Source organism: Stackebrandtia nassauensis DSM 44728, assembly GCF_000024545.1.
In the GTDB taxonomy this organism is placed as follows: Bacteria; Actinomycetota; Actinomycetes; order Mycobacteriales; family Micromonosporaceae; genus Stackebrandtia; species Stackebrandtia nassauensis.
Window position 1 is genome coordinate 282,390 of the sequence record NC_013947.1, and the last position, 25,853, is coordinate 308,242.

Genomic DNA, 25,853 nt, shown 5'->3' on the forward strand with positions numbered 1-25,853 from the left:
CCCCCATATGAAGAAGTCCTGGATCCGCGCGGGTGTGGCGACCGCGGCCGTCGGCACACTCGGCATCGCCACCGCGGGCCCCGCGATGGCCGAAGACAGCGAGAAGTACAACTACGCCGGCCTGTTCGGCGCCGGAGACGGCTACACCCTCAACACCCCCGACGGCAGCAAGCTCGTCGCCAACACCACCGGCATCTACCCCGAAGAGGACGAGGCGGGCGAGGCCCGTACCTATCGCCTGGACACCACGCCGGTGTCGGAGGACCCGGAGATCGTCTACGACAAGCACCCGTGGGCCGACACCTCGATCGGCAACCTCGGGCGGGTGAAGTGGATCGTCGACAACAGTTTCCCGACGATCGACGCGGCCACCGTCGCCGACAAGGCCGGAGCCGACCTGACCGGCGTCGCCGACCCCGACAAGGCCGCCTACACCGCCACCCAGGCCGCGATCTGGGTGCTGACCTCGGATCTGAAGCTCAACCCGGACGACCCGACCGGCGAGAACGACGCCGTCGACGCCGCCGTCCTCGACATCACCCACTACCTCATCAACGAGAACGAGCGCATCGCCGAACCCAGTGACGCGTTCACCGTCGAGGGGAAGGCGAAATGGGACGGCAAGCGCCTGGGCCCGTTCCACTTCGACGGCGTCGACGACGAGGGCTGGGTCATGGCCCATAAGGTGGACAGCGGCCACGAGGCGGGCAAGGTCGTCGACGAGGACGGCAAGAAACTGACCCACCTCGAACCGGGCCAGAAGTTCTACGTCGATCCCAACAAGGGCATCAAGAAGCTGGTCATCGGCGGTATCGCCACCGACTCCCCGAAGGCCGGAACCCTGATGCTGCCCCGGTACGACAAGAGCCAGCCCACCCTGATCCTGGCCGAGGACGCCGGTTACGGCGTCACCACCAGCCGCACCGTCACGGTCGGCGGTGGCAGTGGCAGCGGTGGCGATGACATCCTCCCGGTCACCGGCATGAGCCTGACCGGCGTGATGGGCATCGGCGCCGCCCTGCTGGTCGGCGGAGCCCTGACCCTGGTCCTGCTGCGCCGCCGCGCGACCGCCGAGGTCTGACGCCCGTCCCAGCCCCTGTTCCCCGACAGAGGCCGCCCCCGGGATCTGGTTCCGGGGGCGGCGCTTCGTTCACCGACCGATCACACCGGTGTGGTGCTGGCGCCGGTCCACACCTCCCGCGCCTCCTCGCCGAAGTAACTCCCGGCGGCGGCCGAACCGACGCTGCCGAAGTACGTCCCGACCTGGTATCCGCTGCCACCGTCCATGTCCTGCAACCAGGCGCCGCCGCTGGCACCGCCCGACATGCCGTCGCAGTTGTCCATGAGCTGCTGGTTGTTGCCGTTGGTGTACGCCTTGCCGTTGCAGTGGAACACCGCGTCGGTGGCGCCGGGGATGCCGGTGATCTGGGCGTCGCGGTCGATCGCGTTGTTGAACGCGATCCCGCTGGAACCGACGGTGTCCTGCACCGTCCGGCCGTCCTTCTTGTTGAGGACGATGAACGCGTAGTCGAACGCGACCCCGTCGCCGCCGCTGGTCCACCCGGCCGACTTCCAGTCCCACCAGCCGTGCGGGGTGTTGCCCGAGTCGTAGTCGGGCGCGAAGCGGTAGTTGCGGCCGTTGTTCTCGAATCCACAGTGGCGCGCGGTGGCGAGGACGGACCCGTTGTCACTGGGAACCACGTTGGCCGAACAGATGTAGTCGCCGTCGTCGGTGGTGAACAGCAGCCGCCCGATCGTGGTGTCCACAGGCGACTTGAGCTTCGGTTTCGTCCCGTCGATGACGACGGACTCGCCGTCGGGCTGGCTGTCGCCACTCGCCCTGCTGGCCTTCGGCGCGGTCACCGGCTTCGCGTTCGCGATCCGTTCCGGCGTCCAGTACTCGTCCAGATCCGTTGTCGTGTCTAGTTTCGAGGCTTTCGCTGACTGTCGTTCCGCCTCGGATGCCGGGTCAGCCGAGGCGAAACCCGCCACTCCCGCCACGGACAAACCAACCGTGGCAAGCAAAGTGGCATAGATGAGATGCCGTTTGCGCATCGTAGGAGCTCCTTCGGGGTGAGTGGATATCGCATCGATACCCATCGAACAAAAAGCTTACCTACTTGTTTGTAAGTGTGCTTGCCCTCGACGGCGTCAGCACCGGTCCCGTCCGGCGGGTCCACAGCCACACCACCGCCGCGATCCCGGCGACCACGACGCTGGGCACCAGCAGCGCGACCGACCCGGCGCCCGCCGAGCGGTCGGTGTTGGTGAGGTCGGCGTGGACCACGATGGCCAGCAGGAAGGTCAGGGTGTTGAGCAGCGCGTGGATGACGATCGCGGTCTCGATGCCGCCGGTGCGCCAGGTGATGACGGCCAGGCTGACCGCGAGCGTGAAGTACCACAGGATGATCCACGGATCGGACGAACCGTGGACGGCCGTGAACGCCAGGCTCGAGACGAGGACACCCAGGACAAGCCCCAGGCGCGGCCCGCGACTCCAGCTCCCGGCGACCCGGAAGACGAGCCCCCGCACGCCGTACTCCTCGCCCGCCGTCTGCAACGGCGTCAGCAGCAGGGTGGTGGCGAAGACGGCGACCAAGTCGGCGTTCGACCAGTGCGTCCGCTCGGCGGGCATCGCGACGTTCAGGACCACCGTCGGAATCAGCCAGATGGGGCCGATGATCAGCAGCGCCCGCCCGAACACGTCGAGCCGGAACCGCGACAGCACCGAATGCAGCGAAGCGCCCCGCACGCCGTACAGCCACCGCTGGATGAGCATGCTCCACGGGATCAGCAGGGCCAGCGAGAACATGGTCGCCGCGTGGAAGATCGGCGTGTAGTCGCTGCCGCCCCGGGCCGGGTTCGTCCGGCCCAGCCGCGCGTCGAGGTAACCCGCCGCCTGGGAGGCGGCGAAGGCGAACACGGCTCCACCGACGACCAGGAGCAGGATCGCCAGGATGCCGCGTCCGACGCGGCGCTTGTCGCCCGCGAGCACGCGGTGGTACTCGACGCCCGGTGGGACGGTGGGGTTGCGGGGGTGGTGCATGGGTGGTCCTCTCCTTGCTCGAACAGCGTTCTAACACGGTGTACTAGAACTGTTCGGCCGACACTAGCACGGTGTGCTAATACACTGTATTAGTACGACGTATTGCTAGAGTGCGACAGGAGGTGGAGATGGCGAAGCGGGACCCCGAAGGGCTCAGCACCAGGGACAAGATCCTGTTGGCGGCCATAACGATGTTCGGCGAGGATCAGAGTGCGAGTCTGAGCGTGCGGGCGGTCGCGGCCCGGGCCCAGGTGAGCACGGGCTCGCTGCGGCACCACTTCCCGACCCAACGCGCACTTCAGGACGCGGTACTGGCCACCATCTACGACCACGTGTCCGCCGACGACCGGATCCACGACCGGTCATCCCCGGCACGGGACCGACTGCTCGACTGCCTCCGGCAGGTGCTCGCGGCGGCCAAACCGGGCGAGCAGGCCCGCAAGGCCTGGGGCGAGATCTTCCACAGGTTCGTCGAACCCGACCCGACCGACGAGATCCGCGCGTCGTACCTGGCCATCGAACAAGAGGTGCAGCGCCGCGTCGAATACTGGCTGACGGTCCTCGGCAACGAAGGCGCGCTCCCCGACGGCGACAACACCCGCCGGGCGCGGTTCCTGGTCACCGTCCTCAACGGACTCTCCATCGAACGGGCACTGCCCGCCCAGACCTCGATCCTGAACTCCGAGACCGAAACCCTGCGCACGGCGGTCGACTGCGTCTTCGCGCCGCTCAGCGCTGAGTAGACGGCGGCGTTCCGCGCCGCGACCCGTGAACCCGCTCGTCGTAGTCCCGCCGGGCCTGCTCGACCTTGTCCAGGTTGACCGACCATTCGGCGAGCGACGCGAACAGCGGCGCCAGACTCCGCCCCAGTTCGGTGATCTCGTACTCCACCCGGGGCGGGACCTCCGGGTAGTAGGCGCGCGAGACCAGGCCGTCGCGTTCCAGTTGCCGCAGCCGCTGGGTCAGCACCTTGGGCGTGATCGTGGTGATGGCGCGCTCCAGTTCGACGAAGCGCTGTCGCCCGAATTCGTTGAGGGCCCACAGGATCGGGGTGGTCCAGCGACTGAAGACGATGTCGACGACGGGGGCGATCGGGCAGGCCAGTTCCGGGTCGACGTCGATGGGCACCGGACGGGTTGTCTTGTCGCTCACAATCCCAATACTTTCCTCTAGGTACCTACTATCTTCTCGATGTTAGCTTCCGTCGAGTACGTATTGAACTCACCATGAGGGAGCTGACAATGATCGTGGTAACCGGAGCGACGGGCAACGTCGGACGGCCGCTGGTTCGGAAACTGGCCGACGCCGGGGAACAGGTGACCGCCGTGTCGCGAAACATCGCCACCACCGATGCGCCACAAGGCGTCCGGCAGTTGCGAGCCGACATGTCCGAACCGGAGAGCCTCAAACCCGCCCTGGACGGGGCGGCGACGATATTCCTGCTGACCTCGCCGGATTTCCTGGCCAACGGCAACCTGGCCGACGTCATGGCGGTGGTGCGGGCCTCCGACGTGAAGCGGGTGGTCTTGCTGTCCTCCCAGGGTGTGGGCACGAAACGCCACCCCTCGATGCTGGAGGACGTCGTCAAGCAGTCGGGTCTTGAGTGGACGATGCTGCGGCCCGGCAACTTCGCCTCCAACGCGTTCCAGTGGGCCGCTTCGGTTCGCGAGCAGCGGACGGTCAACGCGCCGTTCGCGGACGTCGCGTTGCCCGCCGTCGACCCGGACGACATCGCCGCTGTCGCCGCCGTCGTGTCGCGCGAACGCGGCCACGGCGGCGCGATCTACACGTTGACCGGGCCGCAGCCGATCTCACCCCGGCAGCAGGCCGCCGCGATCGCTGAGGCCGTGGGGGAGCCGGTGCGGTTCGTCGAGCAGACCCGCGACGAGGCCCGCGCCCAGATGCTGGGCTACATGCCCGAACCGGTGGTGGAGGCGACGCTCGGCGTTTTGGGCACGCCCTCCGCCGAGGAACAGCGGGTCAGCCCCGACGTGGAGCGGCTGCTCGGCCGGGCCCCGCGTCCCTTCGCCGAGTGGGCGACGCGCAACGCCGCCGCCTTCACATAGACCGCCGTCAGTCCTGCCGCGTCATTTCCAGCGGCGGGACGTCGGTCTCGTTGGTGTCGTCCAGGTAGATCTGGTCGGACTCGGAGTTGCGGAACTCGACCACGAAGTGGAAGGGCGTCTTGTCGGAGCCGTCGACGTCGAACGCCGCGACCCCGTCGGTCTTGTCCGCGGTCAGCTCGCTGGTCAGCGTGGACTCCTCGCCCCAGCCGGTCAGCGTGACCTTGCCGGAGTCCTTGACCGTGAGTTCGGTACCGGCCTCCTCGTTCTGCCAGCTCCCGGTGAACTTCGCCAGGGAGGAGTCGGACTTCGAGGAATCGTCCTTGGCTTCGGGGCTGCTGCATCCGGCCAGGACGGACAGGCAGGCGGCACCGGCGAGCAAGGTTCCGGTCAACAACTTCATCGCGACATTCTTACCGAAGTGCTTCGGGCGTTGGGGAGCGTGGTGCGGTGGTCAATGTCACCGAGGGCCGCGGAGTCCACTGGGGATCTCACCCGGTGGGCCCCGCGGCGTGGTTACATTGACGAAGCGGTGTCCGTCAATGTCTCGTGCGAATACCGGACTCTAGTACCGACTAGCAGCTGACAACCGTGTCGATCTTGTCGCGGGAGCACGAGTCCTTGGCGGGCCCGCCGTTCAGGAAATCGGGGAAGCCGTTCTTGGCGAACAGGCTGTCACGCCCCGCGCCGCCGAACAGCTGGTTCTTGCCGCCCCCGGCGACCACCACGTCGCGTCCGGCGTCGCCGCGCACGACATCGTTGCCGTTCTGCCCGTAGAGACCGTCGTTGCCGTTGCCGCCGCTGATCTTGTCGGCGTGGTTGCCCCCGTAGGCCTTGTCGTTGCCGTTGCCGCCCGAAAGGGTGTCGTTTCCATTGCCGCCGTACAGCCGGTCATTGCCGTTCTGCCCGAACAGGCGGTCGTTGCCGTTACCGCCGAACAGCCGGTCATCGCCGTTGCCGCCGTAGACCAGGTCGTTGCCGTTGCCCGCGTTGACGACGTCATTGCCGTTACCGGCGTACACGATGTCGTTGCCGCCCTTGCCGTTGATGACGTCGTTGCCGCCGAAGCCACACAGGACGTCGTTGCCGTTGGTGCCGTTGAGCACGTCGGCGGCCGCGGTGCCGCTGATGGTGCACTGGAACGTTCCGGCCTGGCCGGAGCTGGCGTACGCGCCGTAGCCGAAAGCCAGGACACCGACGGCCGCGACGGTGGCGATCACCGCTGCGCGGACCGCGATACGCAGGCCGGAGCGCAGGGTATGGGCACTGAACATGTGGAACTCCTCTGTGATGTCGCCGGGCCGTTGTCGGGCCCGGCTGTTCCGTTTCGTTGGAGTCCCCCAGGGAACACGCCAAGGCTACATTCGGTCACCTTTAACTGACATAACGCTGCTATTCGGCCGAATACGGGGATATGTCGCCTTTGTGCAGGCAGGCACCGGGGCCGGGTAACCGCTGGGGTCGCGTCGGCCGATTACCGTCGGCGACTTCGGCTGCGGAAACGCTGTCCCCATCTGGACACGGAGCGAACCCCGGGATCCACTGGGGAGGGAAATCAGTGGATCCCGGGGCGTGGTTTCATTGACGAAAGCGGTGTCCGTCAACGACTCTCACGATTACCAGACTCGGATCGTCACTCGCAGTTCACGACGGAGTCGAAGTAGTCGAAGTAACAGGTGTCGTAGGCGGCACCGCCGTCCACGTGGTCGATGTAGCCGTTGGCCGCGTGCAGGGTGTCGAATCCGTTGCCGCCGTACAGCCAGTTGTTGCCGTTACCGGCGACGAGGTAGTCGTCCCCGGCCTGGCCGCGGATGACGTCGTTGCCGCCCTGGCCGTAGAGCGTGTCGGCACCGTTGTTGCCATAGATCTGGTCGGCCTGGGCGCCACTGTAGACGTTGTCGGCGCCGTTGCCGCCGTAGATGACGTCGTAGCCGCCCTCGCCGTAGATGGTGTCCATGCCGCCCTGGCCGAACACCTGGTCGTCTCCGGCCCCGGCGAGGATGATGTCGTTGCCACCGGCGCCGTAGATGACGTCGTTGCCGCCGAAGGCGCACAGGACGTCATCGCCGTTGGTGCCGAAGAGGGTGTCGGAGCTCGCCGTGCCGGAAAGGGTGCACTGCAACGACTCCGGCTCGGGGGAGCTGGCGTAGGCGCCATAGGCGGACGCGGCGACGCCGACGGCCGCGAGCGTGGCGACCAGCGAGGCGCGGGCCACGATGCGCAGGCTGGAGCGCAGGGTGGGAGGGGTGAACATGTGGAACTCCTATCTGGGGTCACCGGTCTTTTGTGGAGGCCGGTGGTACTTGTTCGGTGGAGTTCCCCGGGGAACACCTGAAGACTACAACCGGTCACCTTTGACACACGGAACGCTTGCCGGACAGGGAAAACCGGACATTTCTGGGCATTGCGCAGGCGAAAACGCCGGACTGGTAACGGACAAAACGTTGTCAAGTGATTACAGATAGAAGTATCTAATCTGATCAATGTGGATTGAGTGATTCGCTGAATGCCGCCGCCCGCGTCGGTGTCCAAACTCACCGTGAGTTCGCGCTGTCGTTTCGCGCCTCCGGACATAGCATGATCGCGGCGCTGGTTCGCCCGGTCAACCCGGGCGTCGTAAGAGGGAACCCGGCGGGAATCCGGGACTGCCCCGCAGCGGTGAGCGGGAACGACCGCCGTCAACAGCACTGGGCCAACAGCCTGGGAAGCGACGGCCAGTAGGCATGTGGAGGCTGCCCGCGAGTCCGAAGACCTGCCCGTGCCCCGTGCGCGAACGCGCGCGGTGGTCGTCGTTCTCGAGGGAAGGAACGCGAAGTGAGCACCATAGAGGCCGCGTTGACGGCCGGTACCGGGCAGGCGCCTTCGGACAGTCGGCTGACCCTGTCGAGCATCATGAGCCCGCAGGACACCAACCTCATGGGCACCGTCCATGGTGGTGTCATCCTCAAACTCATCGACTCGGTGGCCGGGGTGGTGGCCGCCCGGCATTCGCAGGGGCCCGCCGTCACCGCGTCCATGGACGAGACGGTGTTCCTGGCGCCGGTGCGGGTCGGGGATGTGGCGCATGTGGACGCCCGGATCACCTGGGCCGGTCGCACGTCCATGGAGGTGGCGGTCACCGTGACCGCCGACCGCTGGAACGAGACGGTTCCGGCGACCACCGTCGCCACCGCGCACCTGGTCATGGTGGCCGTGGACGACAACGGCAACCCGCGTCCGGTGCCGCCGGTGGTCCCGGTCAGTCAGGAGGACCGGCTCGCCTGGCGGGAGGCCGAGATCCGCCGCACCCACCGGCTCGCGCTGCGCGCCAGCCTCTCGTCCAAGAAGGACGACAATGCTGCCTGACGCCGCGACCTACCTGAGCTACCTGGCGGCCATCGCGCTGCTGACGATCACGCCGGGGCCCGACATGATGTTCGTGATCGCCAACGCGGGCCGCTGGGGCACGCGGGCCGGAATCGTCGCCGCCCTGGGCATCACGGTGGGGGAGGCGCTGCACATGACGGTCGCGGCGCTGGGCCTGGCGTCGGTGTTCGCCGCCAATCCGGTGCTGTACCAGGTGATCCGCTACGCCGGAGCGGCGTATCTGCTGTACCTCGGCGTGCAGGTGCTGCGGCACCGGTCGCGGGCGTCGGAGGAGTCGGCCGCCGACCATTCGAGCCCGCGAGCCGCGTTCACCCGGGGAATGGTGACCAATGTGCTCAATCCCAAGATGGCCCTGTTCAGTCTGGCGTTCCTGCCGCAGTTCATCGATCCCGCCCAGGGGGCGGTCACCGGGCAACTGCTGGTGCTGGGCGCGACCTTCGTGCTGCTCCAGTTCATCGTCGACGTAGGACTCAGTGTGGCGGCCGGACAGCTGGGCGACCGGTTCCTGCGGCGCCCGGCCGTGGCGCGCGGCGTGAACACGGTGACCGGCGCGGTGTTCATCGGGCTGGGCGTGCGGCTGGCCGCGTTCGGTTGAGGCGTCAGGGAAGCGCGAACATGAGCTCTTCCTGCGCGAACAGCTCGTGGATCCTGGTGGGTTCGGCGTCGATCAGTCGCTCCAGGTCGTCCGGGTCGATGATCGGGTGACCCGTCGCGGGAAAGTCGGTGTACGACAGCCCGGGTCGGCACAGCTGGTGGCCCTCATCCGAGTGGTAGTACGAGAACGGCAGCCCGATCTCGTGCAGCCGCCGGGTGAGGCGCCACTCCCGCATCCCGGAGGCGAACACCTGGACGCCGCGTGCGCGCAGTCGCGGCAGGATCTCCAGATAGGAGTGTTCGGACAGCGGGTTCCCCTGCACCTCCAGCCGGTTGAGGCCGGGGCAGTCGAGCAGCGGGCTGAGGTCTTCGATCGAGTTGTTGGGCGCCTTCAGGTACAGGAAGGAGTCGGAGAGTTCTTCGACGCCGTCGAGTCGCCTCAGGCCGCAGTACTCGACGGTCGCCACTTCCAGGTCCCGCATCCCGGTCAGAGACTGAAGCGAGACCGGGTCACAGCCGGACAGCACCAGGTGCCGCATCGAGGTGCAGGATTCGAGTCCACTGAGGTCGCGGGCCCGCAACACGTGGAGTTTCTCGATGGTGCGTAGTTCGTCCTCAGTGGGGGTTTGTGTGTGCCGTACCGCGACCCGGATGGCGCGCGCGAGTTGCTTGTCCACGAACGAAGAGGATCCCGGACAACGATCTTGGGGTCGGCACCGGGGGCCGAAAGTGTGCCGGGCCCGACGCGGTGGGCCCGGCACGGTCGGCGGCGGTTAGGCGGATTGGTTGACGATGACGTCGAAGCCGTCCAGCGTCATGGGAACGGTGCTGGAGCCGTCCTGGCTGATGAGCTCGACGGGGCCCGCCAATGAGTACTGCTGGTTCACGGGCGGGAACTGCTTCACGTCGGTCGCTCTCAGTTGGGCCGGGTCCTTTGTCGCCAGTTGCATGATCTCCTCGGCCTTGCCCGGTGCCGCTGGCATGGACACGGTCAGCTTCAGGTCCAGCACCATGATGTGTTCGTAGGTCGCTGGAGTCGGCTTGACCACCCGCAGGATGGACTTCTCGTCCACGACGGCGTTGTCCTGGTTGACGGTGATCGACGTCGTCTGCGGGGCCTTCGTCGACAGCGTCAAGTCGGACGGTTTGGCCTCGACCGACAGCTTCTTCGGGTCGGACGGGTTGGCGTCGATCGTGACGGTGAGGGTGCCGCGCAGCGGTTCGGAGGTGATGGCCTTGCCGTCGATCGTGAGGCCGATGCCCTCGGAGGTGACGGTGAGATCGAACTTCTGCCCGGGCGTCGGAAGTGCCGCGGTGGGCGCGGCCTGGGCGGTGGCCGGGGCGACGAGCGCCAGCGCCGCGATCGTGGCGGCGCACGCGAGCAACCGGATCGATCTGTTGAGGACTGTGGACGGTTTCATGTGGGTTCCCTCCCCGTCGTGTGTGGACCCGTGGTGGGTGACCATAGCCGTCGCGGGGAGGGATGTCATCGATTCGACGGCTTCAGCCCCCGGTCGGGCGCAGCTTTGATATGGGCAGCAGCGTCGCGACGGCCAGGCCGCTGAGCAGCGCGAACGCCAGCTGGAAGTCGCCGAGGGCATCGCGCAGGCCGCCGACGAGCATCGGCGCCAGCGCGGCGCAGGCGTAGCCGACGAAGAAGGCCATCGCGCTGATCCGTCCGGCCTCGGCGGCGTCGCGACTGATCACCACCGGCACGGTGAGGACGAGTGTGAACAGTCCACCGTGTCCGATGCCCAGGACGACGATCCACAGCCAGGTCAGCGTCGCGGGCGCGAGGGCCAGCCCGGCGAAGCCCAGCGCGGTCGCCGCCGTGGTGAGCGTCAGGCCGAAGCGGATGTCGCGCGCCTCGCCCAGGATCGCCGGGACGGCGAGCATGGCGACGACCTGGATCGCGATCAGCACGGTCAACAGCACCCCGGCGTCGACGGCGGTGCGGTCGGCGTCGTCGTGGAGGAGTGCCGCCACCCAGGCGAGCTCGCAGTAGTAGAGCGCCGAGTTCGCCGCCGCCAGAACCGTTACCCGCCAAGCGGTCCGGTCACGCCAGGGCAGGCCACGGGTCGCGGGTCCGGCGGTGGTGGTCGCGGGATCGGGGCCCAGGGCGGGCCGGGCGGTCAGCCACACCGCGATGCCGACCACGGCCAGCACCGACCACGAGGCCAGGGCGCCGTGCCAGGAACCGATCGTGGCGGCCAGCGGAGCGCTGACCCCGGCGGCGATCGCGCCGCCAAGCCCGAGTCCGGCGGTGTAGACGCCGGTGGCCAGCCCCGGACGGGCGGCGAAACGGGCCTTGACGATCGCGGGCAGCAGCGTCTGGGCGATGGCGATTCCGGCGCCGACGGCGGCCGCGCAGCTCAGTTGCAGCCAGGCCGCGCCGCCCAGCCCGCGGGCGGCGGTGCCTACGGCGATGACGGCCAGGCCGAGCGCGACGCCGTGCCGCGGGCCGAACCGACGCGCGACCGAGGCCGCGAACGGGGCGAACAGGCCCATGGCCAGCGTCGGGATCGTGGTGAGCAGGGCGACGCCGGTGGCCGACAGGCCCAGGTCGGAGCGGATGGCGTCGACGAGCGGGGAGACGGCGGCCAGCGCGGGGCGCAGGTTGAGCGCGGCGACGAACATCGCCAGCGCGGCGAAGCCGAGCAGGGCCGGGCCCGGCGGGGCGAGCGGGCGGTCGTGGACACGGGACATGGATTCCTCCGGACAATGATCTCGGACATTTATTATCCGAGTTCTACCACAACCCGGACAATAATTATCCGAGAGGGGGCTATGCTGGCGACATGAAGATGACCAGCGGGGTGGAGTGGGCCCTGCACGCCTGCGTCACACTCAGCCAGGCCGCCGACCCGGTACCCGCCGCCCGGCTGGCCGAACTGCACGGCACCCCACCGGCCTACCTGGCCAAGCAACTACAGTCGCTGGCCCGCGCGGGCATCGTCACCTCCACGGCCGGACAGGTCGGCGGCTACACCCTGACCCGACCAGCCACCGAGGTCACCGTGCTGGAAGTCGTCCAAGCCGTCGACGGCACCGAACCCGCCTACCGCTGCACCGAGATCCGGCAGCGCGGCCCACTGGCCGTGCCCGCCGAGAAGTGCGAGCGCTCCTGCGCGATCGCCCGCGCCATGGCCGAAGCCCAGGAAGCCTGGTCACGAGCGCTGTCGCGCATCACCATCGCCGACCTGGCCCGGGGCATCGACGCCGACAGCGACGGCACCGCGATGGCCGACGTCCGGGGCTGGCTGGCGGCCGTCTGAGCCATCGGCCCCCATCACCGCAGGCTCCGGGAGCGTCCGGAACATCAGCCAGCTCAGCACCGGCATCGCGATCAGCGGCGCCAACGCCACCCGCAGCGAGGTCGCGTCGGCGAGCCCGCCGATGAGCGGACTGGCCAGCCCGCCGATCGTGATCGTCAGGCCCAGCGTGATGCCGCTCGCCGTGCCCACCCGGCTGGGCAGGTAGTCCTGGCCCAGCGTCACCTGCAACGAGAACGGCACGTACAGCCCCGCCGAGGTCGCCGCCACGAACAGGTAGAACGCTGGACCCGGCACGAACACCACGCCCGCCACCGCGACGACCGCCACCAGGTAGGCGTACCGCACCACCGTGACCCGATCCCAGCGGTTGGCGAGCCGGCCCCCGAGGATCGTGCCCACCGCCCCGCCCACATACAGCGTGAACAACGCGATCGTCCCGGCCAGCACCCCGCCGCCGACGCGCTCCTGCGCGTACACCGCGATGAACGTGCTCAGCCCCACGAAGGTGATCGACCGGCCGACCACCGCGATCGACAGCTTCACGAACGAACCTCGGTCGTCCGGCCGCTTCGCTTGCGCCGCAACCGAACCGTTCGCCGCCGACGCTGCCAGCCCCCGCAGCACCGGCAGGCACAACACGCTCCCGGCCAACGCGGGCAGCACCAGCAACGGCGTGAACCGCAACCCACCCGTCGCCACCACCGCCGTCACCAGCAGCGGTGCGAGCGCGAAACCCACGTTGCCGCCCAACGAGAACCAGCTCATCGCCGTATGACTGCCCCGGCTGGCGATCCGCGCCACCCGAGCCGACTCCGGGTGGTACGCCGCCACCCCGATCCCCGACACCGCGACGAAGGCCAAGGTCACCGCGTACGAACCGCTCACCCCGGACAACGCGATCCCCACACCCCCGACGATCGTGCTCACCGGCAGCAGCCACGGCAGCGCCCGCCGATCCGTCACCGCGCCGAACAGCGGCTGCGCCACCGACGACAACAGCGACGCCGCCAACACCACCCCGGCCACCGCCGCGTGCGAGTACGCGCGCTCGGCGATGAAGAACGGCACCAGCGCGGCCACCGCCCCCTGGTACACATCCACACACGCGTGCCCCAACGACAGCAGGACAACGGACTTCTTCACGGACACGACGCCCATGTTCGCCGCCCCGAGCCCTGTCCGACTTCCGATAAACTGCCAACCAATGCCGAAAATCCGCCACCAACCGACGGCACCCACCCTCGCCCGGCAACTGGCCCCGGGCGATGTCATCGACGCGCACCGACACGACGACCACCAGATCGTCTACGCCGCCCGCGGTGTCCTGGCCATCACCACCGACAAGGGCAGCTGGATCGCCCCGGCCACCCGCGCCATCTGGGTACCGGCGGGCACCACCCACGCGCACCGCGCCCACGGCGACCTCGAACTCCACCTCGTCGGCCTGCCCGCCCGCGACAACCCGCTCGACCTCGCCGAACCCACGGTGCTGGCCATCGGCCCGCTGACCCGGGAACTGATCCTCGCCTACACCCGCAGCCCCGCCGACGACAGCCCGGAACGCGCCCGCCTGCGCGCCGTCCTGCTCGACCAGCTCCGCGCCACGCCCCAGCAACCGATCCACCTGCCCACCCCCACCGATCCCCGACTGTCCGAACTGTGCGACCGGCTGCGCGCCGACCCCGCCGACAACAGCACCCTCACCGTCCTGGGCCGCCGCGTCGGCGCCAGCGAACGCACCCTGTCGCGGTTGTTCAAAACCGAACTGGGCATGACCTTCCCGCAGTGGCGAACCCAGCTGCGGCTGTACCACGCCCTGGTCCTGTTGGCCGACAACGCTTCCGTCACCGCCGTGGCCCACACCTGCGGCTGGTCGTCCACAAGTGCCTTCATCGACGCGTTCCGCCGCGCCTTCGGCCACACTCCCGGCGCCCACCAGCGGTGACCGGAAGGTTATGGCGGATTTATCGCGGCACAGGCGATAGTCGCCCACATGAGTCCGAAATGGAAGCTGCTCGCCGTCGCCGTGACCGCGACGATCGCCGTCGGCGGCGGAACCCTGGCTTACGCCGATTCCCGTGCCAGCTGGGAGGAACAGTTCGGCGGCGAGGCCGGAAGCCCGCCCGACGCCTCCCGCTGGGTACAGCAGACCGGCTGTGAATGGGGCAACGGCAAGGAAGAGCAGTGTTACACCGACGGCGGCAGGAACGCCGAACTCGACGGCGAGGGCAATCTCGTCATCACCGCCAAGGCCGAGGAGTTCAACGACCGCCACTTCACCTCGGCCCGGCTGCGCGCCACCACGATCAACGACCCGGGCACCGTCGAGGTGCGCGCCAAGTTCTCCGGCTACGTCGCCGGTGCCTGGCCCGCGATCTGGACCACCGACGAGGCGAACTGGCCCACCAACGGTGAACTGGACCTGATGGAGATCGGCGGCGGAGGCGACTGGAAACCCCAGTACCACTCGCATTTCGGCACCGTCGACGACCACCAGCAGTACGGCGACTTCTATCCCGACGACAGCGACGATCCAACATGGACCGACTGGCACACCTACCGGGTGGACTACACCAACGGCGCCGACGGCGAGGCGTCCTTCTACATCGACGACAAGCTCGCCGCGACCGTGCCGTACCAGGTGCCCGACGACGCCCCGGCCTACGTGATCCTCAACATCGCCGTCGGCGGCTGGGCCGGAACCCCCGACCCGCGGCTGCACAACACGATGACCGTCGACTATGTGAAGGTCACCGAGGCGTGATCGTTGTAGGTTGACGCCCATGACGATCTTCACCAAAGTGGAACTCACCGACCGGCTCGCCAAGGCCCGCTCCGCCACCGAGGCCTCCGGCATCGACGCCGTGCTCATCTCGCCCGGCGCCGACCTGCACTACCTGACCGGCTACGACGCCAAACCGCTGGAGCGGCTGACCTGCCTGGTGCTGCGGCCCGGGGCCGAACCGCTGCTGGTCGTGCCCGTCCTGGAGCGGGCCGCCGCGCAGGCTTCCCCCGCCGGGGACCTGGGGCTGGAACTGGTGTCCTGGCACGAGACCGAGGACCCCTACGCGCTGGTCGCCGCGCTGCTGCCGCCAGGGACGCGGCGGATCGCGTACGACAACCACATGTGGGCCGAGAAGCTGCTGGCGTTTCGCAGCGCGCTGCCCGGCACCGAGCAGGAGCTGGCCGGGGAGATCCTGCGGGAGTTGCGGATGCGCAAGTCCGGCAACGAGATCGAGGCGCTGCGGCGGGCCGGGGCGGCCATCGACCGGGTGCACGCGCGGATGGCCGAGTGGCTGCGGCCCGGCCGCACCGAACGCGAGGTCGGCGCCGACATCGCCGAGGCGATCGCCGCCGAGGGACACGCCACCGTGGACTTCGTGATCGTCGGCTCCGGCCCCAACGGCGCCTCGCCGCACCACGACCTGTCCGACCGGGTGATCCAGCCCGGCGACCCGGTCGTGGTCGACATCGGCGGCACCACAGCGGACGGTTACTGCTCCGACTCCACCCGCACCTACGTCGCCGGTGGTGAAGCGCCCGAGGAGTTCGCCGCGTACTACGAGGTGCTGCTGCGCGCCCAGATCGCGGCGTGCGAGCACGTCCGGCCCGGCGTCACCGCCGCGTCCGTGGACGCCGCCGCCCGCGACGTCATCGCCGCGGCCGGGTACGGCGAGCGGTTCATCCACCGCACCGGGCACGGCATCGGCATGCAGGGCCACGAGGATCCGTACATAGTGGCCGGCAACGAGCGGGTGCTGGAGCCCGGCATGGCGTTCTCGATCGAACCGGGCATCTACGTCGACGGCGCCCACGGCGCCCGCATCGAGGACATCGTCGTGGTCACCGACGACGGCGTCGAACGGCTCAACCTGACGCCGCGCGAACTCGTCGTCATCGACGCCTGAGACCGTCTCAACCGGACGCGGCCGCCTCCACCAGTGGCAGCGTCCGGTACCCGATCTGCTCGTCCAGCGCGATGACGGTCGACGCCCGCACCACGCCGTCGCTGGACACGATCGTGTCGATGACGCGCTGCAGGTCGGCGTTGGTGCGCGACACCACCCGGCACATCAGGTCCCCGGAACCGGTGACCGTGTGCACCTCCAGAACCTCCGGTATGGACTCCAGGTGCCGGGTCACCGTGTCGTGGCCGCGCAGTTGCCGGATCTCCAGCGTCACGAACGCCATCACCGTGTAGCCCAGCGCCGTCGGGTGGATCTCGGGCCCGAAGCCGCGGATGATGCCGCGCGCCGACAGTTTGTCCAGCCGCGCCTGCACCGTCCCGCGCGCCACCGACAGCCGCCGGGCGCACTCCAGCACCCCGATCCGGGGCTCCGCCGTCAGCAGCGCGATGAGCTGGGCATCGAGACGATCGATCCGAGAATCACTGGGCATATTGACCACAATACTCGGGGGTAAGCCGGACGATCTGTGCAAGCTGACCAGAGTTTTCGGCCACTCTTGCTCAATCAACGTTCTTCGATGATCATCGGCGGAGACGCTGAGAATCACATCCCAAGGAGGCGGCCATGGTTGACACGATCAACGAGGCCCAGCTCGTCGGAGCCGTCGAGCACGACATCAACGCGGACGACTTCCCGATCAAGGGCTGGGACCACATCCGGTTCTACGTGGGCAACGCCAAACAGGCCGCGCACTACTACTCCACCGCCTTCGGCATGACCCTGGAGGCATACCGCGGCCCCGAACAGGGCTTCCGCGAGCACGCCGAGTACATGCTGCGCTCCGGCGGCGTCCGGTTCGTGCTGGCCGGTGGCATCACCGCCGACTCCGCCGCCACCAAGCACTACGCCGCCCACGGCGACGGCGTCATCGAGGTGGCCCTCGAAGTGCCCAACGTGGACGACAACTACGCCTTCGCGATCAAGCAGGGCGCCGTGGGCGTCGAGGAACCGCACGACCTCACCGACGAGTACGGCACCGTCCGCGTCGCCGCCATCGCCACCTACGGCGAGACCCGGCACGTCCTGGTGGACCGGTCGCGCTACAACGGCCCGTTCCTGCCCGGCTACGTCGCCGCCAAGCCCATTGTGGACCGCACGGCGGCCATCAAGGACGGCCGCGAACCCAAGCGCTTCTTCCAGGCCCTCGACCACGTCGTCGGCAACGTCGAAGAGGGCAAGATGCTCGACTGGGTCACCTTCTACCAGAAGGTGATGGGCTTCACCAACATCGTCGAGTTCGTCGACGACGACATCGCCACCGAGTACTCGGCGCTGATGAGCAAGGTCGTGGCCAACGGCACCCGCAAGGTGAAGTTCCCGATCAACGAGCCCGCCGAGGGCCGCAAGAAGTCGCAGATCGACGAGTACCTGGAGTTCTACGGCGGCCCGGGCGTGCAGCACATGGCGCTGGCCACCAACGACATCCTGGCCAGTGTGGACGCCATGCGCGCCAACGGGGTCGAGTTCCTCGACGCGCCCGACTCCTATTACGACGACCCTGAGATGCGCGAACGCATCGGCACCGTCCGGGTCCCGATCGAGGAGCTCAAGAAACGCTCCATTCTGGTCGACCGCGACGAGGACGGCTATCTGTTGCAGATCTTCACCAAACCGCAGCAGGACCGACCCAGCGTCTTCTACGAACTCATCGAGCGTCATGGATCGCTGAGTTTCGGAAAGGGCAACTTCAAGGCCCTGTTCGAGGCCATCGAGAAAGAGCAAGCGAAACGCGGAAACCTTTAGCGAAGGTTACGGCCGGGTTCGATTTGCGAGAATCATCCACGATGACAGACATTGAACCCGGCTGGTACCGCGACCCCGCCGCTCCCGAGACCCAGCGCTACTGGGACGGGGAGCAGTGGGTGGGCAAGCCCGTCGACATCAACGCCACCCCGCCCACGACCCCCGAGCCGCTGCCGGAACCGGTCGTCGAACCCGAGCCGGTGCGGCGGGAAGCCGCGGGGCCGGACCCGGCGATGGCCGCCGGGCGCGGTTCGCTCGGCGACACCCGGATGCCGCTGTTCGCCATCGACCAGAAGAAGGTCGACCGGCTGCTGGAGGGCAAGACGCTGGCCCACCCGGGCCAGCGACTGGTGGCGCGGATCATCGACATCATCGTGGTGCTGCTGCTCAACGCGGTCGTCAACGGCTGGTTCATCTACCAGTACTTCGACGCGTTGATGCCGACGGTGCGGCGCATCATGGCCGACCCGAACGCCGACTACGGCACCGAACTGCCCACCCGCGCCTACCAGCTGCAGTACACGATTCTGTTCATCGCGATCCTGGTTTGGTTCGCCTACGAAATACCCTCGACCGTCAAATCCGGACAGACGCTCGGCAAACGGATCATGGGCATCAAAGCCGTCCCGATCTACGCCGAACGGATGCGCTGGGGTCTGGCGATCTCGCGCTGGTCGCTGATGATGCTGTCACTGGCCTGTTGCCCGATCGGCTTCGTCGCCGCGCTCATCGACGGCCTGTGGTGCCTGTACGACAAGCCGTTTCGCCAGTGCCTGCACGACAAGAACCCCGGAACGATGGTCATACAAGTCCCACATGACGAACTGAGACCAAAAGGAGCAACCCATGTCCCGCCCACTGACCCGCGCTGACCTGGACGCCCTGCCGTCCTATGTGCCGGGACGCAATCCGGCGGACCTGGCGCGCGAGCTCGGACTGACCGAGGCCATCAAACTCGCCAGCAACGAGGTGCCCTTCGGCCTTTTGCCCGGCGTGGCCGAGGCCGTCGCCGAGGCCGCCGCCCAAGGCCACCGCTACCCCGACATGGGGGTGCTGGCGCTGCGCGAGGCCCTGGCCGAACGCTTCAAGGTGGACGTCGACCGGGTCGCCACCGGCTGCGGCTCGGTGGCCCTGTTCGAGCACGTCGTCAAGGCCGCCGCCACCCGCGGCGACGAGGTGCTGTACTCGTGGCGCTCCTTCGAGGCCTACCCGATCGTGGTGGCCGGGGTCGGCGCCACCAGCGTCAGGGTGCCCAACACGCCCGGCCACGGCCACGACCTGGAGGCCATGGCCGCCGCCATCACGCCCAAGACCCGCATCGTCGTGGTGTGCAACCCGAACAACCCGACCGGCACCAGCGTCGGCCGCGCCGCCATGGACGCCTTCGTCGACGCGGTGCCCTCCGACGTGCTGATCGTCGTCGACGAGGCCTACCGCGAGTTCGTCACCGACCCCGACGTCCCCGACGCGCTCGAGGAATACGGCGACCGGCCCAACGTGGTCGTGCTGCGCACCTTCTCCAAGGCCTGGGGCCTGGCGGGTCTGCGCGCCGGTTACCTGGTCGCCGCGCCCGAGGTCGCCGACGCCGTCCGCAAGGTCGTCACCCCGTTCTCCACCAACGCCTGCGTCCAGGCCGCCGCCCTGGCCGCGCTGGAAGCCGACGTCGAGATGCGCCGCCGCGCCGCGATCATGATCTCCGAACGCGACCGGCTCACCACGGCATTGCGCGCATTGGTACCTCAGATTCCCGACAGCCAGTCCAACTTCCTGTGGCTGCCCATCGGCGAGCAGACGGTGCCGTTCGCCAAGCACTGCGAGTCGCGCGGCGTCATCGTGCGGCCGTTCGCCGGCGAGGGCGTGCGCGCGTCCTTCGGCACCCCGGAGCAGAACGACCGGTTCGTCGCGGTGGCCAGCGAGTTCTTCGCGTGACGGCCCGGGCCGTCCTGGCCGTGGCCGCCCTGGCGTTGCTGGGCGGCTGCGGCGACAAGGCCGAACCGAAGTCGACAGCGGAGTCGGGCTGGGAGATCACCGTCTACTACACCGCCGTGGAGTCGTTCCACGACGGCGAGACCGTCGAGGTCACCGGCTGCTCCGAACTCGACTGCGAGAACGGCGACGACCCGCTGGGCGAATACCCGCGTGACTTCGTCAAGGCCGTCAAGGACGAGGGCACCGGACGGATCACCAGCGGCGACCACGAGGGCGAGTACCTCAACTGGTCGCACGGCGTCGGCTACTGGCTGGACGAGGAGGCGCGCAACTCGCACGGCGACGCGTTGCGCCCGTACGTGTCCGCCGCGACCGACGCCGACGTGCTGCCCAAGGGAACCCGGGTCGAGATCGTCGCATGCGGCGACGCCGACGTCCCCGACAAGGTGTGCGACAAGCTGATGAAACCGACATGGACCATCGACGACGAGTTCACCCCCGGCCTCGGCGGCGAGAAACACCTCGACGTCTACCTCGGTGAGGAGGACCGGGAGGACTTCACCGAAAGCCAGTGGTACACCACTTTGGAGAACGCTGAGCTGCGGATTCACTCCTAGGGTTCACGTCTCATCACGCACCGTGTGGTGAATCGTCCACTGGTTGGTACCTCTACCATTCACCGCATGGCACCTACAGACGTCATCTCCTTCTCTCGTGGGGCACCCAGCCTCGACATCGTTGACATCGAAGGTCTCAAGGCCGCCGCCGCGAAGGCCTTCGAGACCGACCCGGCACGCATCGCGGGCTACGGCACCGCCGTGGGCTACCCGCCGCTGCGCGAGTGGATCGCCGCCAAGCACAACGTGCCCGTCGAGCAGGTCATCGTCACCAACGGCTCGCTGCAGGCCGACGCGTTCCTGTTCGACGCCCTGGTCACCCCCGACTCCCCCGTCATCGTCGAACGCCCCACCTACGACCGCACCCTGCTGGGCCTGCGCAACCGCCGCGGCCAGCTGCACCCGGTACACGTCCAGCCCGACGGCCTCGACGTCGCCGAACTGGCCGAGATCCTCAAGGGCGGCGTGCGTCCGACCCTGGCCCACGTCATCCCGAACTTCCAGAACCCCGCCGGTGTCACCCTGTCCGGCCCGAAGCGCACCGAGCTGCTGCGGCTGGCCAACGAGTACGACTTCGTGATCTTCGAGGACGACCCGTACCTGGACATCCGGTTCCGGGGCGAGAACCTGCCGACGATGCTGGAACTGGACGACAACGACAAGGTCGTGTTCGCCTCGTCGTTCTCCAAGACCATCTGCCCGGGTCTGCGCACCGGCTACCTGGTCGGTCCCACCGACCTGATCAAGAAGATCACGACCATGGCCACCAACACCTACGTGGCGCCCAACATGCTGGCCCAGGCCACGGTCTACCAGTTCGCGGCCTCCGGTGCCCTGGACGCGTCGATCGCCAACGTCAAGAAGGCGCTGGCCGAACGCGCCGACGCCCTCGGCGCCGCGCTGACCAAGCACCTGCCGCAGGCCACGTTCGTGCTGCCCGACGGCGGCTACTTCCTGTGGGTCGACTTCGGCGACGACGTCGACGTCGACAAGCTGGCCCCGGCCGCCGAGGCCCGGGGGGTCCAGGTCGTCAAGGGCACCGGTTTCGTGGTCGACGGTGGACAGCACAGTCTGCGATTGGCCTACTCCGCGGTGTCGACCGACCGCATCGACGAGGGCGTCCGCCGCCTGGCAGCGGCCGTTGAGGACTGTCGATAATGTGTCATTAGATTGTGATATGTCCGCGACCTATTGCCACGCTTAGTGTTCGCGAACCGTCATAAACGTGAACGATCTTGGCGTAGTTGCGACATGGCGGGCAACCGCCACCGCCAGGACTTTGCAACCCGAGCGGTCACGGACAAGAATCACAGACATGCGACGCGGTAATCGCGTCGACGGAGGCTTTACCCCCGCCCCCCATGTGGCGCCGGGTGGTGCTCTCGCTGACTCCCCCCCGCAGCGAGCGCTCCCCCGGCGCCCACAATATTTTCTGGCCCCGGCCGGTTGTCACTGACATTTGTCATGTCCGCCGATGACAGGCGCATGCCGAACGCTCTGGTTTTGGCTCTACTCGACTTCGTCGTTTCGCGCGAACCTGGAATCCACATACCCCGACGGGGTAATGAGGATGACAGGAGATCCGAGATGACGAACCCGACTATCGCGACCCCGACCCGCCCGTGGTGGCAGTGGCTGCTGCGCCGCTGGCCCACCGCGCTGGCGCTGTTGCTGTCGGCCCTGACCCTGGGCGGCAGCGGCACCGACGAGGGCGTGCGGTCCTTCGCCCACGTGCTGGGCCTGCTGCCGCTGCTGTACCTGGTGGTGGCGAAACTGGAGAAACGACGGGCCACCTGGCCGCTGCTGGTGACCGGCCTGGCCGCCGTCATCGGGCTGCGGGTCCTCGACCTGATCCCGCTGGCCGCCGTGTGGTGGGCCATCGCGCTGGTCGTGCTGGTGTGGGGCGCCTTCGACGGCCACCTGGCCAAGTCCGGGACGCTGCGCGTCCAGGCGCTGGGGATGCTGATCTTCGGCGGACTGGGCCTGCTGGGCCTGATCGTCGACCCCGAACTGGCGCGCTACCTGATCGCCGCCGGCTGGTTCTTCCACGGCGTGTGGGACTTCGTCCACCTGAAGCTGGACCGGGTCGTGGCCCGCTCCTTCGCCGAATGGTGCGGCGTCGTGGACATCGTGGTCGCCGCCGAACTGCTGCTGTACCTGTGACGCCCGGTGCGCACACAACGAAACGCCGGGTCCGCTGCCCCGAAACGGGAAGTGGACCCGGCATCGTATGTGCGCCGACTGCGCGGCGGACCTCGCCGATGCCGGTCAGTCGGCGGTCGCGCCCGCCATAGTCCGAGCGCGTTCTTCCTTCTCCATCGTCGGTGGCTCGTAGGCGAGGTCGTCGGCTCGCGCCGATTCGGTGTCGTCGGCGAACAGGTCCTCGTCCATGGCCTTGGCGTTGCTGCGCCGCCACATGATCACCGTGGCGGTACCGGCCGCCGCGGTGACGGCGACGACGGTGCCCGCGATCCACGGCCAGCGGCGACGGGACTTCTTGCGCAGCCCCACGGCGACCAGGGTGCGGTCCATCGCTGGACCCATCTTCTCCTTGGCCCCGGCGGCGGCGTGCGCCGTCGCGGTGCGCAGGTGGCCGATTCCCTCGACGAGCTCCCCCCTGATCTGGTCGCGGTGCTTCGGCTTGCGCCTGAACATGCCCATGATCATTCACCTCCCAATGAACGGACGTACCACCACATACTGCCCGCAGTGTGATGGAAATGTGCCGGAATACCGCCGGTCTATTACCCAGAATCGGGCATCTGGCACCATGGGCGCATGACTACCGCGACCTTGCACACGAACGTGGGCGACATCGTTATCCAGCTGTTCGACAACCACGCACCCAAGACCGTGGCCAACTTCGTCGGACTGGCCGAGGGCACCCAGGAGTACACCGACCCGACCACCGGGTCGAGCGGCAGCGGCCCCTACTACGACGGCACCGTCTTCCACCGGGTCATCGACGGCTTCATGATCCAGGGCGGCGACCCCACCGGGACCGGTCGCGGCGGCCCCGGCTACCAGTTCGACGACGAGATCCACCCGGACCTGGCCTACGTGAAGCCGTACCTGCTGGGCATGGCCAACGCGGGCAAGGGCACCAACGGATCCCAGTTCTTCATCACCACCGGTCCGCAGCCGCACCTGACCGGCAAGCACACCATCTTCGGCGAGGTCAGCGACCCGGCCTCCCAGAAGATCGTGGACACGATCGGCTCCACCCAGACCGGCGCCGGCGATCGTCCTGTAAACGAGATTCGCATTGAGCGCGTTACCATTACGCGCTAATGGACGACAATCCGAACGCACCGGTCTGCTACCGGCACCCACAAAAAGAGACCTACGTCCGTTGTGCGCGCTGTGACCGACCGATTTGCCCGGATTGTATGAATCAAGCTTCCGTCGGCTTCCAATGTCCCGAATGCGTTCGGGAAGGACAGAAGTCGGTCCGCCGCCCCCGCACCGCGCTCGGCGCGGTCGGGGGCAGCGGCATGGTCACCAAGACCCTCGTGGGCATCAACGTCGCCGTGTTCCTGCTGGGACTGGTGTGGGCGGCGAGCCTGGGCGGGGTCGGCAACGTCCTCGGCGGTGACACCACCCCGCTGCACTACCTGGGTTCACTGTGGGCGCCGCCGTACTCGGACATCGTCGTGGAGGGCCTGGGGATCAAGGTCTCGGGCGTCGCGGGCGGCGCGTACTACCGTCTCCTCACCTCGATGTTCCTCCACTACGGCGTCATCCACCTGCTGTTCAACATGTACGTGCTGTGGGTCATCGGCCAGTACCTGGAGCGCGAACTCGGCCCGCTGCGGTACCTGGGGCTCTACCTGCTCAGCGGCCTGGGCGGCAATGTCCTCACCTACCTGCTCGCCGACACCGGCGCGTCCATCACCAACGCCAACTCCTGGGCCTGGACGGCGGGAGCCTCGGGCTGCATCTTCGGCCTGTTCGGCGCCATGGTGCTCATCAACCGCAAACTCGGCCGCGACATGTCGGGCGTCTACGTGATCCTGGGCCTCAACCTGGTGATCACCTTCCTGCCGGGCACCAACATCAGCTGGACCGGCCACATCGGCGGCCTCCTCACCGGACTGGCCCTCGGCGCGGCCCTGGCCTACGCGCCGCGCGCGAACCGCGCGATGATCCAGACGGTCGCCTTCGTCGGCGTGCTCGTCGTCTTCGTCGGGCTCATCGCCTGGCGCACCAGCACACTCAACACGCTGCTGTCCTCGATCACCTAGCGCCCGACGACCGCGGTTTCTCGTGTCAGCGCGGTGTCAGGGCCGGAGCAGACCGGCCGCCGATAGTTGGCCGCATGACAAACAACAGCACTTCCTCATCCCGACTCGCTCCTCCTCCGGTCGGCGGCTTCGCCGAGATCGACGGCCGCCGCCTCTTCGTCCACCAATCGGGCGACGGCGGACCGGCCGTGGTGTTCCTGCCGGGCGCCAGCGCCATCGGCTTTGACTACTACCTTCCGCAGCAGGAGGCCGCGAAGTTCGCCACCGCCGTCATCTACGACCGCGGCGGCTCCGGCTACAGCGACCCGATGCCACTGCCCCGCACCGCCGAGGCGGTCGCCACCGAACTGCGCGACCTGTTGCACGCCCAGAACATCCCAGGCCCCTACGTCTTGGTCGCCCACTCCCTGGGCGGCGCCTACGCTCAGCGGTTCGCCCAGCTCTACCCCACCGAGGTGGCCGGGCTGGTGTGGGTGGACGCCTTCGTGTCGAACTGGGACGACTTCGTGCCCGCCTCGAACAGCCTGGCGGCGAGCGAGGAGATGGCTCCCACCCGCGAACAGCTCGAACAGGCGCTGCCGGTCATGCGCGAGTACGTCACCGCGATGTTCGCGGACTTCCCCACTGACGTGCGAGAGGCTCTGGTCGACTACCACGTCAGCGACGTCTGGGTCACCGTCGGCATCGCCGAGCGCACCAAACTCGACGTACTGGCCGACGAGATCAACGCCGGGCCCAACCTTCCCGACGTCCCAGTGATCGCACTGACCCCGGTGGCCGTCGACCCCAACCAGGCAGCCCTGATGTCAGAGGAGGAGCTGCGAGTGATGCACGACGGCAAGATCAAGATGCACCGCGCCCTGGTGGACTCGGTCTCCAACGGCGAGCAGCGCATCCTCGAGGACGCCGACCACTCCAACATCACCTTCAAGCGCGTCGACGCGGTGGTCCAGGCGATCAGCGACGTCATCGACCGCGCCACCCGCTAACACCTGATGGTTACCTCCG

The 25,853-nt window shown here is 68.0% G+C and carries 30 protein-coding genes and 1 riboswitch; of the genes, 18 read left to right on the plus strand and 12 right to left on the minus strand.

Annotated features, from left to right (window positions below; all coding sequences use genetic code 11):
- Window positions 1-7 precede the first annotated feature (7 nt).
- Window positions 8-1,081, plus strand: a complete 1,074-nt coding sequence (locus SNAS_RS01340; protein WP_013015556.1) for a thioester domain-containing protein — start codon at window positions 8-10, stop codon at window positions 1,079-1,081.
- Between the two features lie 80 nt (window positions 1,082-1,161).
- Here SNAS_RS01340 and SNAS_RS01345 read toward each other — a convergent pair whose 3' ends face one another.
- Complete coding sequence (locus SNAS_RS01345) at window positions 1,162-2,055, minus strand: hypothetical protein (RefSeq protein WP_013015557.1); 894 nt, start codon at window positions 2,053-2,055, stop codon at window positions 1,162-1,164.
- A 61-nt stretch (window positions 2,056-2,116) separates the two neighbouring features.
- Window positions 2,117-3,046: a CPBP family intramembrane glutamic endopeptidase gene (locus tag SNAS_RS01350; RefSeq protein WP_013015558.1), complete on the minus strand. Its 930-nt coding sequence runs from the start codon at window positions 3,044-3,046 to the stop codon at window positions 2,117-2,119.
- Between the two features lie 128 nt (window positions 3,047-3,174).
- Between SNAS_RS01350 and SNAS_RS01355 the strand changes: the two genes are divergently transcribed.
- Window positions 3,175-3,789 (plus strand): TetR/AcrR family transcriptional regulator, encoded by a 615-nt coding sequence (locus tag SNAS_RS01355; protein ID WP_013015559.1) that lies wholly within the window; start codon window positions 3,175-3,177, stop codon window positions 3,787-3,789.
- Here the strand turns inward: SNAS_RS01355 and SNAS_RS01360 are convergent.
- On the minus strand, window positions 3,776-4,198 hold the full coding sequence (locus SNAS_RS01360) for a winged helix-turn-helix transcriptional regulator (protein ID WP_013015560.1): 423 nt from the start codon (window positions 4,196-4,198) through the stop codon (window positions 3,776-3,778). The two genes, SNAS_RS01355 and SNAS_RS01360, sit on opposite strands and share 14 nt — an antisense overlap.
- Window positions 4,199-4,287: 89 nt before the next feature.
- On the opposite strand from SNAS_RS01360, the gene SNAS_RS01365 reads away from it, so the two are divergent.
- The gene (locus SNAS_RS01365; protein ID WP_013015561.1) at window positions 4,288-5,112 is read left to right on the plus strand and encodes an NAD(P)H-binding protein; all 825 of its coding nucleotides are present in this window, start codon (window positions 4,288-4,290) and stop codon (window positions 5,110-5,112) included.
- A 7-nt stretch (window positions 5,113-5,119) separates the two neighbouring features.
- Here SNAS_RS01365 and SNAS_RS01370 read toward each other — a convergent pair whose 3' ends face one another.
- The 3 genes from SNAS_RS01370 to SNAS_RS01380 all read right to left on the minus strand — a co-directional run bounded on the left by SNAS_RS01370 (window position 5,120) and on the right by SNAS_RS01380 (window position 7,363).
- Complete coding sequence (locus tag SNAS_RS01370; protein ID WP_013015562.1) at window positions 5,120-5,512, minus strand: hypothetical protein; 393 nt, start codon at window positions 5,510-5,512, stop codon at window positions 5,120-5,122.
- Between the two features lie 172 nt (window positions 5,513-5,684).
- Window positions 5,685-6,383 (minus strand): calcium-binding protein, encoded by a 699-nt coding sequence (locus SNAS_RS01375; protein WP_013015563.1) that lies wholly within the window; start codon window positions 6,381-6,383, stop codon window positions 5,685-5,687.
- A gap of 359 nt (window positions 6,384-6,742) precedes the next feature.
- Window positions 6,743-7,363, minus strand: coding sequence for a calcium-binding protein (locus SNAS_RS01380; protein WP_013015564.1), 621 nt, complete (start codon window positions 7,361-7,363; stop codon window positions 6,743-6,745).
- A 319-nt stretch (window positions 7,364-7,682) separates the two neighbouring features.
- Window positions 7,683-7,883: riboswitch (cobalamin riboswitch) on the plus strand.
- A 40-nt stretch (window positions 7,884-7,923) separates the two neighbouring features.
- Between SNAS_RS01380 and SNAS_RS01385 the strand changes: the two genes are divergently transcribed.
- On the plus strand, window positions 7,924-8,454 hold the full coding sequence (locus SNAS_RS01385) for an acyl-CoA thioesterase (protein ID WP_013015565.1): 531 nt from the start codon (window positions 7,924-7,926) through the stop codon (window positions 8,452-8,454).
- Window positions 8,444-9,070 carry a LysE family translocator gene (locus SNAS_RS01390; protein ID WP_013015566.1) on the plus strand — a complete coding sequence of 209 codons (627 nt, stop codon included), beginning with the start codon at window positions 8,444-8,446 and terminating at the stop codon, window positions 9,068-9,070. Before SNAS_RS01385 ends, SNAS_RS01390 begins: the two co-directional genes overlap by 11 nt.
- Window positions 9,071-9,074: 4 nt before the next feature.
- Here the strand turns inward: SNAS_RS01390 and SNAS_RS01395 are convergent, their stop codons facing one another.
- The 3 genes from SNAS_RS01395 to SNAS_RS01405 form a co-directional block, all read right to left on the minus strand.
- Window positions 9,075-9,746 carry a leucine-rich repeat domain-containing protein gene (locus SNAS_RS01395; RefSeq protein WP_013015567.1) on the minus strand — a complete coding sequence of 224 codons (672 nt, stop codon included), beginning with the start codon at window positions 9,744-9,746 and terminating at the stop codon, window positions 9,075-9,077.
- A 96-nt stretch (window positions 9,747-9,842) separates the two neighbouring features.
- Window positions 9,843-10,490, minus strand: coding sequence for a hypothetical protein (locus SNAS_RS36080; RefSeq protein ID WP_013015568.1), 648 nt, complete (start codon window positions 10,488-10,490; stop codon window positions 9,843-9,845).
- An 82-nt stretch (window positions 10,491-10,572) separates the two neighbouring features.
- Window positions 10,573-11,775, minus strand: coding sequence for an MFS transporter (locus tag SNAS_RS01405; protein ID WP_013015569.1), 1,203 nt, complete (start codon window positions 11,773-11,775; stop codon window positions 10,573-10,575).
- A gap of 92 nt (window positions 11,776-11,867) precedes the next feature.
- On the opposite strand from SNAS_RS01405, the gene SNAS_RS01410 reads away from it, so the two are divergent.
- Window positions 11,868-12,344, plus strand: coding sequence for an RrF2 family transcriptional regulator (locus SNAS_RS01410; RefSeq protein ID WP_013015570.1), 477 nt, complete (start codon window positions 11,868-11,870; stop codon window positions 12,342-12,344).
- On the opposite strand, the gene SNAS_RS01415 is transcribed toward SNAS_RS01410, so the two are convergent.
- Window positions 12,237-13,502 carry an MFS transporter gene (locus SNAS_RS01415; protein WP_013015571.1) on the minus strand — a complete coding sequence of 422 codons (1,266 nt, stop codon included), beginning with the start codon at window positions 13,500-13,502 and terminating at the stop codon, window positions 12,237-12,239. The two genes, SNAS_RS01410 and SNAS_RS01415, sit on opposite strands and share 108 nt — an antisense overlap.
- A 46-nt stretch (window positions 13,503-13,548) precedes the next feature.
- Between SNAS_RS01415 and SNAS_RS01420 the strand changes: the two genes are divergently transcribed.
- From SNAS_RS01420 to SNAS_RS01430, 3 genes are read left to right on the plus strand one after another with little or no spacing between them, the layout of a single operon-like run.
- Window positions 13,549-14,289, plus strand: coding sequence for an AraC family transcriptional regulator (locus SNAS_RS01420; RefSeq protein ID WP_013015572.1), 741 nt, complete (start codon window positions 13,549-13,551; stop codon window positions 14,287-14,289).
- 48 nt (window positions 14,290-14,337) lie between these two features.
- The gene (locus SNAS_RS32205) at window positions 14,338-15,108 is read left to right on the plus strand and encodes a glycoside hydrolase family 16 protein (protein WP_013015573.1); all 771 of its coding nucleotides are present in this window, start codon (window positions 14,338-14,340) and stop codon (window positions 15,106-15,108) included.
- Between the two features lie 19 nt (window positions 15,109-15,127).
- A complete protein-coding gene (locus SNAS_RS01430) occupies window positions 15,128-16,252 on the plus strand; it encodes a M24 family metallopeptidase (protein ID WP_013015574.1) in 1,125 nt (374 codons plus the stop codon).
- A 7-nt stretch (window positions 16,253-16,259) separates the two neighbouring features.
- On the opposite strand, the gene SNAS_RS01435 is transcribed toward SNAS_RS01430, so the two are convergent.
- The gene (locus SNAS_RS01435; RefSeq protein WP_013015575.1) at window positions 16,260-16,742 is read right to left on the minus strand and encodes an Lrp/AsnC family transcriptional regulator; all 483 of its coding nucleotides are present in this window, start codon (window positions 16,740-16,742) and stop codon (window positions 16,260-16,262) included.
- 134 nt (window positions 16,743-16,876) lie between these two features.
- On the opposite strand from SNAS_RS01435, the gene hppD reads away from it, so the two are divergent.
- The 6 genes from hppD (at window position 16,877) to SNAS_RS01465 (ending at window position 22,764) form a co-directional block, all read left to right on the plus strand.
- Window positions 16,877-18,055, plus strand: coding sequence for a 4-hydroxyphenylpyruvate dioxygenase (gene hppD / locus SNAS_RS01440; RefSeq protein ID WP_013015576.1), 1,179 nt, complete (start codon window positions 16,877-16,879; stop codon window positions 18,053-18,055).
- A 41-nt stretch (window positions 18,056-18,096) separates the two neighbouring features.
- A complete protein-coding gene (locus SNAS_RS01445; protein ID WP_013015577.1) occupies window positions 18,097-18,927 on the plus strand; it encodes an RDD family protein in 831 nt (276 codons plus the stop codon).
- Window positions 18,902-19,984, plus strand: coding sequence for a histidinol-phosphate transaminase (gene hisC / locus SNAS_RS01450; RefSeq protein WP_013015578.1), 1,083 nt, complete (start codon window positions 18,902-18,904; stop codon window positions 19,982-19,984). Before SNAS_RS01445 ends, hisC begins: the two co-directional genes overlap by 26 nt.
- Window positions 19,981-20,601: an RlpA-like double-psi beta-barrel domain-containing protein gene (locus tag SNAS_RS01455; protein ID WP_013015579.1), complete on the plus strand. Its 621-nt coding sequence runs from the start codon at window positions 19,981-19,983 to the stop codon at window positions 20,599-20,601. Before hisC ends, SNAS_RS01455 begins: the two co-directional genes overlap by 4 nt.
- 66 nt (window positions 20,602-20,667) lie before the next feature.
- Window positions 20,668-21,759 (plus strand): aminotransferase-like domain-containing protein, encoded by a 1,092-nt coding sequence (locus tag SNAS_RS01460; RefSeq protein ID WP_013015580.1) that lies wholly within the window; start codon window positions 20,668-20,670, stop codon window positions 21,757-21,759.
- A 429-nt stretch (window positions 21,760-22,188) separates the two neighbouring features.
- Window positions 22,189-22,764: a hypothetical protein gene (locus tag SNAS_RS01465; protein WP_013015581.1), complete on the plus strand. Its 576-nt coding sequence runs from the start codon at window positions 22,189-22,191 to the stop codon at window positions 22,762-22,764.
- Between the two features lie 105 nt (window positions 22,765-22,869).
- Here the strand turns inward: SNAS_RS01465 and SNAS_RS01470 are convergent, their stop codons facing one another.
- Complete coding sequence (locus tag SNAS_RS01470) at window positions 22,870-23,262, minus strand: hypothetical protein (protein ID WP_013015582.1); 393 nt, start codon at window positions 23,260-23,262, stop codon at window positions 22,870-22,872.
- A gap of 117 nt (window positions 23,263-23,379) precedes the next feature.
- On the opposite strand from SNAS_RS01470, the gene SNAS_RS01475 reads away from it, so the two are divergent.
- The 3 genes from SNAS_RS01475 (at window position 23,380) to SNAS_RS01485 (ending at window position 25,834) form a co-directional block, all read left to right on the plus strand.
- Window positions 23,380-23,892: a peptidylprolyl isomerase gene (locus SNAS_RS01475; RefSeq protein WP_013015583.1), complete on the plus strand. Its 513-nt coding sequence runs from the start codon at window positions 23,380-23,382 to the stop codon at window positions 23,890-23,892.
- Entirely contained in the window at window positions 23,892-24,845 is a 954-nt protein-coding gene (locus SNAS_RS01480) for a rhomboid family intramembrane serine protease (RefSeq protein ID WP_013015584.1), read from the plus strand. Before SNAS_RS01475 ends, SNAS_RS01480 begins: the two co-directional genes overlap by 1 nt.
- Before the next feature lie 74 nt (window positions 24,846-24,919).
- The gene (locus tag SNAS_RS01485; protein WP_013015585.1) at window positions 24,920-25,834 is read left to right on the plus strand and encodes an alpha/beta fold hydrolase; all 915 of its coding nucleotides are present in this window, start codon (window positions 24,920-24,922) and stop codon (window positions 25,832-25,834) included.
- The last annotated feature ends 19 nt before the right edge of the window (window positions 25,835-25,853 follow it).

Excerpts from the sequence above, each read along its gene's own strand:
- SNAS_RS01340 (WP_013015556.1), top strand. The coding sequence starts at position 8 with ATGAAGAAGTCCTGGATCCGCGCGGGTGTGGCGACCGCGGCCGTCGGC.
- SNAS_RS01345 (WP_013015557.1), bottom strand. The coding sequence starts at position 2,055 with ATGCGCAAACGGCATCTCATCTATGCCACTTTGCTTGCCACGGTTGGT.
- SNAS_RS01350 (WP_013015558.1), bottom strand. The coding sequence starts at position 3,046 with ATGCACCACCCCCGCAACCCCACCGTCCCACCGGGCGTCGAGTACCAC.
- SNAS_RS01355 (WP_013015559.1), top strand. The coding sequence starts at position 3,175 with ATGGCGAAGCGGGACCCCGAAGGGCTCAGCACCAGGGACAAGATCCTG.
- SNAS_RS01365 (WP_013015561.1), top strand. The coding sequence starts at position 4,288 with ATGATCGTGGTAACCGGAGCGACGGGCAACGTCGGACGGCCGCTGGTT.
- SNAS_RS01370 (WP_013015562.1), bottom strand. The coding sequence starts at position 5,512 with ATGAAGTTGTTGACCGGAACCTTGCTCGCCGGTGCCGCCTGCCTGTCC.
- SNAS_RS01375 (WP_013015563.1), bottom strand. The coding sequence starts at position 6,383 with ATGTTCAGTGCCCATACCCTGCGCTCCGGCCTGCGTATCGCGGTCCGC.
- SNAS_RS01380 (WP_013015564.1), bottom strand. The coding sequence starts at position 7,363 with ATGTTCACCCCTCCCACCCTGCGCTCCAGCCTGCGCATCGTGGCCCGC.
- SNAS_RS01390 (WP_013015566.1), top strand. The coding sequence starts at position 8,444 with ATGCTGCCTGACGCCGCGACCTACCTGAGCTACCTGGCGGCCATCGCG.
- SNAS_RS36080 (WP_013015568.1), bottom strand. The coding sequence starts at position 10,490 with ATGAAACCGTCCACAGTCCTCAACAGATCGATCCGGTTGCTCGCGTGC.
- SNAS_RS01405 (WP_013015569.1), bottom strand. The coding sequence starts at position 11,775 with ATGTCCCGTGTCCACGACCGCCCGCTCGCCCCGCCGGGCCCGGCCCTG.
- SNAS_RS01410 (WP_013015570.1), top strand. The coding sequence starts at position 11,868 with ATGAAGATGACCAGCGGGGTGGAGTGGGCCCTGCACGCCTGCGTCACA.
- SNAS_RS01415 (WP_013015571.1), bottom strand. The coding sequence starts at position 13,502 with ATGGGCGTCGTGTCCGTGAAGAAGTCCGTTGTCCTGCTGTCGTTGGGG.
- SNAS_RS01420 (WP_013015572.1), top strand. The coding sequence starts at position 13,549 with ATGCCGAAAATCCGCCACCAACCGACGGCACCCACCCTCGCCCGGCAA.
- SNAS_RS32205 (WP_013015573.1), top strand. The coding sequence starts at position 14,338 with ATGAGTCCGAAATGGAAGCTGCTCGCCGTCGCCGTGACCGCGACGATC.
- SNAS_RS01430 (WP_013015574.1), top strand. The coding sequence starts at position 15,128 with ATGACGATCTTCACCAAAGTGGAACTCACCGACCGGCTCGCCAAGGCC.
- SNAS_RS01435 (WP_013015575.1), bottom strand. The coding sequence starts at position 16,742 with ATGCCCAGTGATTCTCGGATCGATCGTCTCGATGCCCAGCTCATCGCG.
- hppD (WP_013015576.1), top strand. The coding sequence starts at position 16,877 with ATGGTTGACACGATCAACGAGGCCCAGCTCGTCGGAGCCGTCGAGCAC.
- SNAS_RS01445 (WP_013015577.1), top strand. The coding sequence starts at position 18,097 with ATGACAGACATTGAACCCGGCTGGTACCGCGACCCCGCCGCTCCCGAG.
- hisC (WP_013015578.1), top strand. The coding sequence starts at position 18,902 with ATGTCCCGCCCACTGACCCGCGCTGACCTGGACGCCCTGCCGTCCTAT.
- SNAS_RS01460 (WP_013015580.1), top strand. The coding sequence starts at position 20,668 with ATGGCACCTACAGACGTCATCTCCTTCTCTCGTGGGGCACCCAGCCTC.
- SNAS_RS01465 (WP_013015581.1), top strand. The coding sequence starts at position 22,189 with ATGACGAACCCGACTATCGCGACCCCGACCCGCCCGTGGTGGCAGTGG.
- SNAS_RS01470 (WP_013015582.1), bottom strand. The coding sequence starts at position 23,262 with ATGGGCATGTTCAGGCGCAAGCCGAAGCACCGCGACCAGATCAGGGGG.
- SNAS_RS01475 (WP_013015583.1), top strand. The coding sequence starts at position 23,380 with ATGACTACCGCGACCTTGCACACGAACGTGGGCGACATCGTTATCCAG.
- SNAS_RS01480 (WP_013015584.1), top strand. The coding sequence starts at position 23,892 with ATGGACGACAATCCGAACGCACCGGTCTGCTACCGGCACCCACAAAAA.
- SNAS_RS01485 (WP_013015585.1), top strand. The coding sequence starts at position 24,920 with ATGACAAACAACAGCACTTCCTCATCCCGACTCGCTCCTCCTCCGGTC.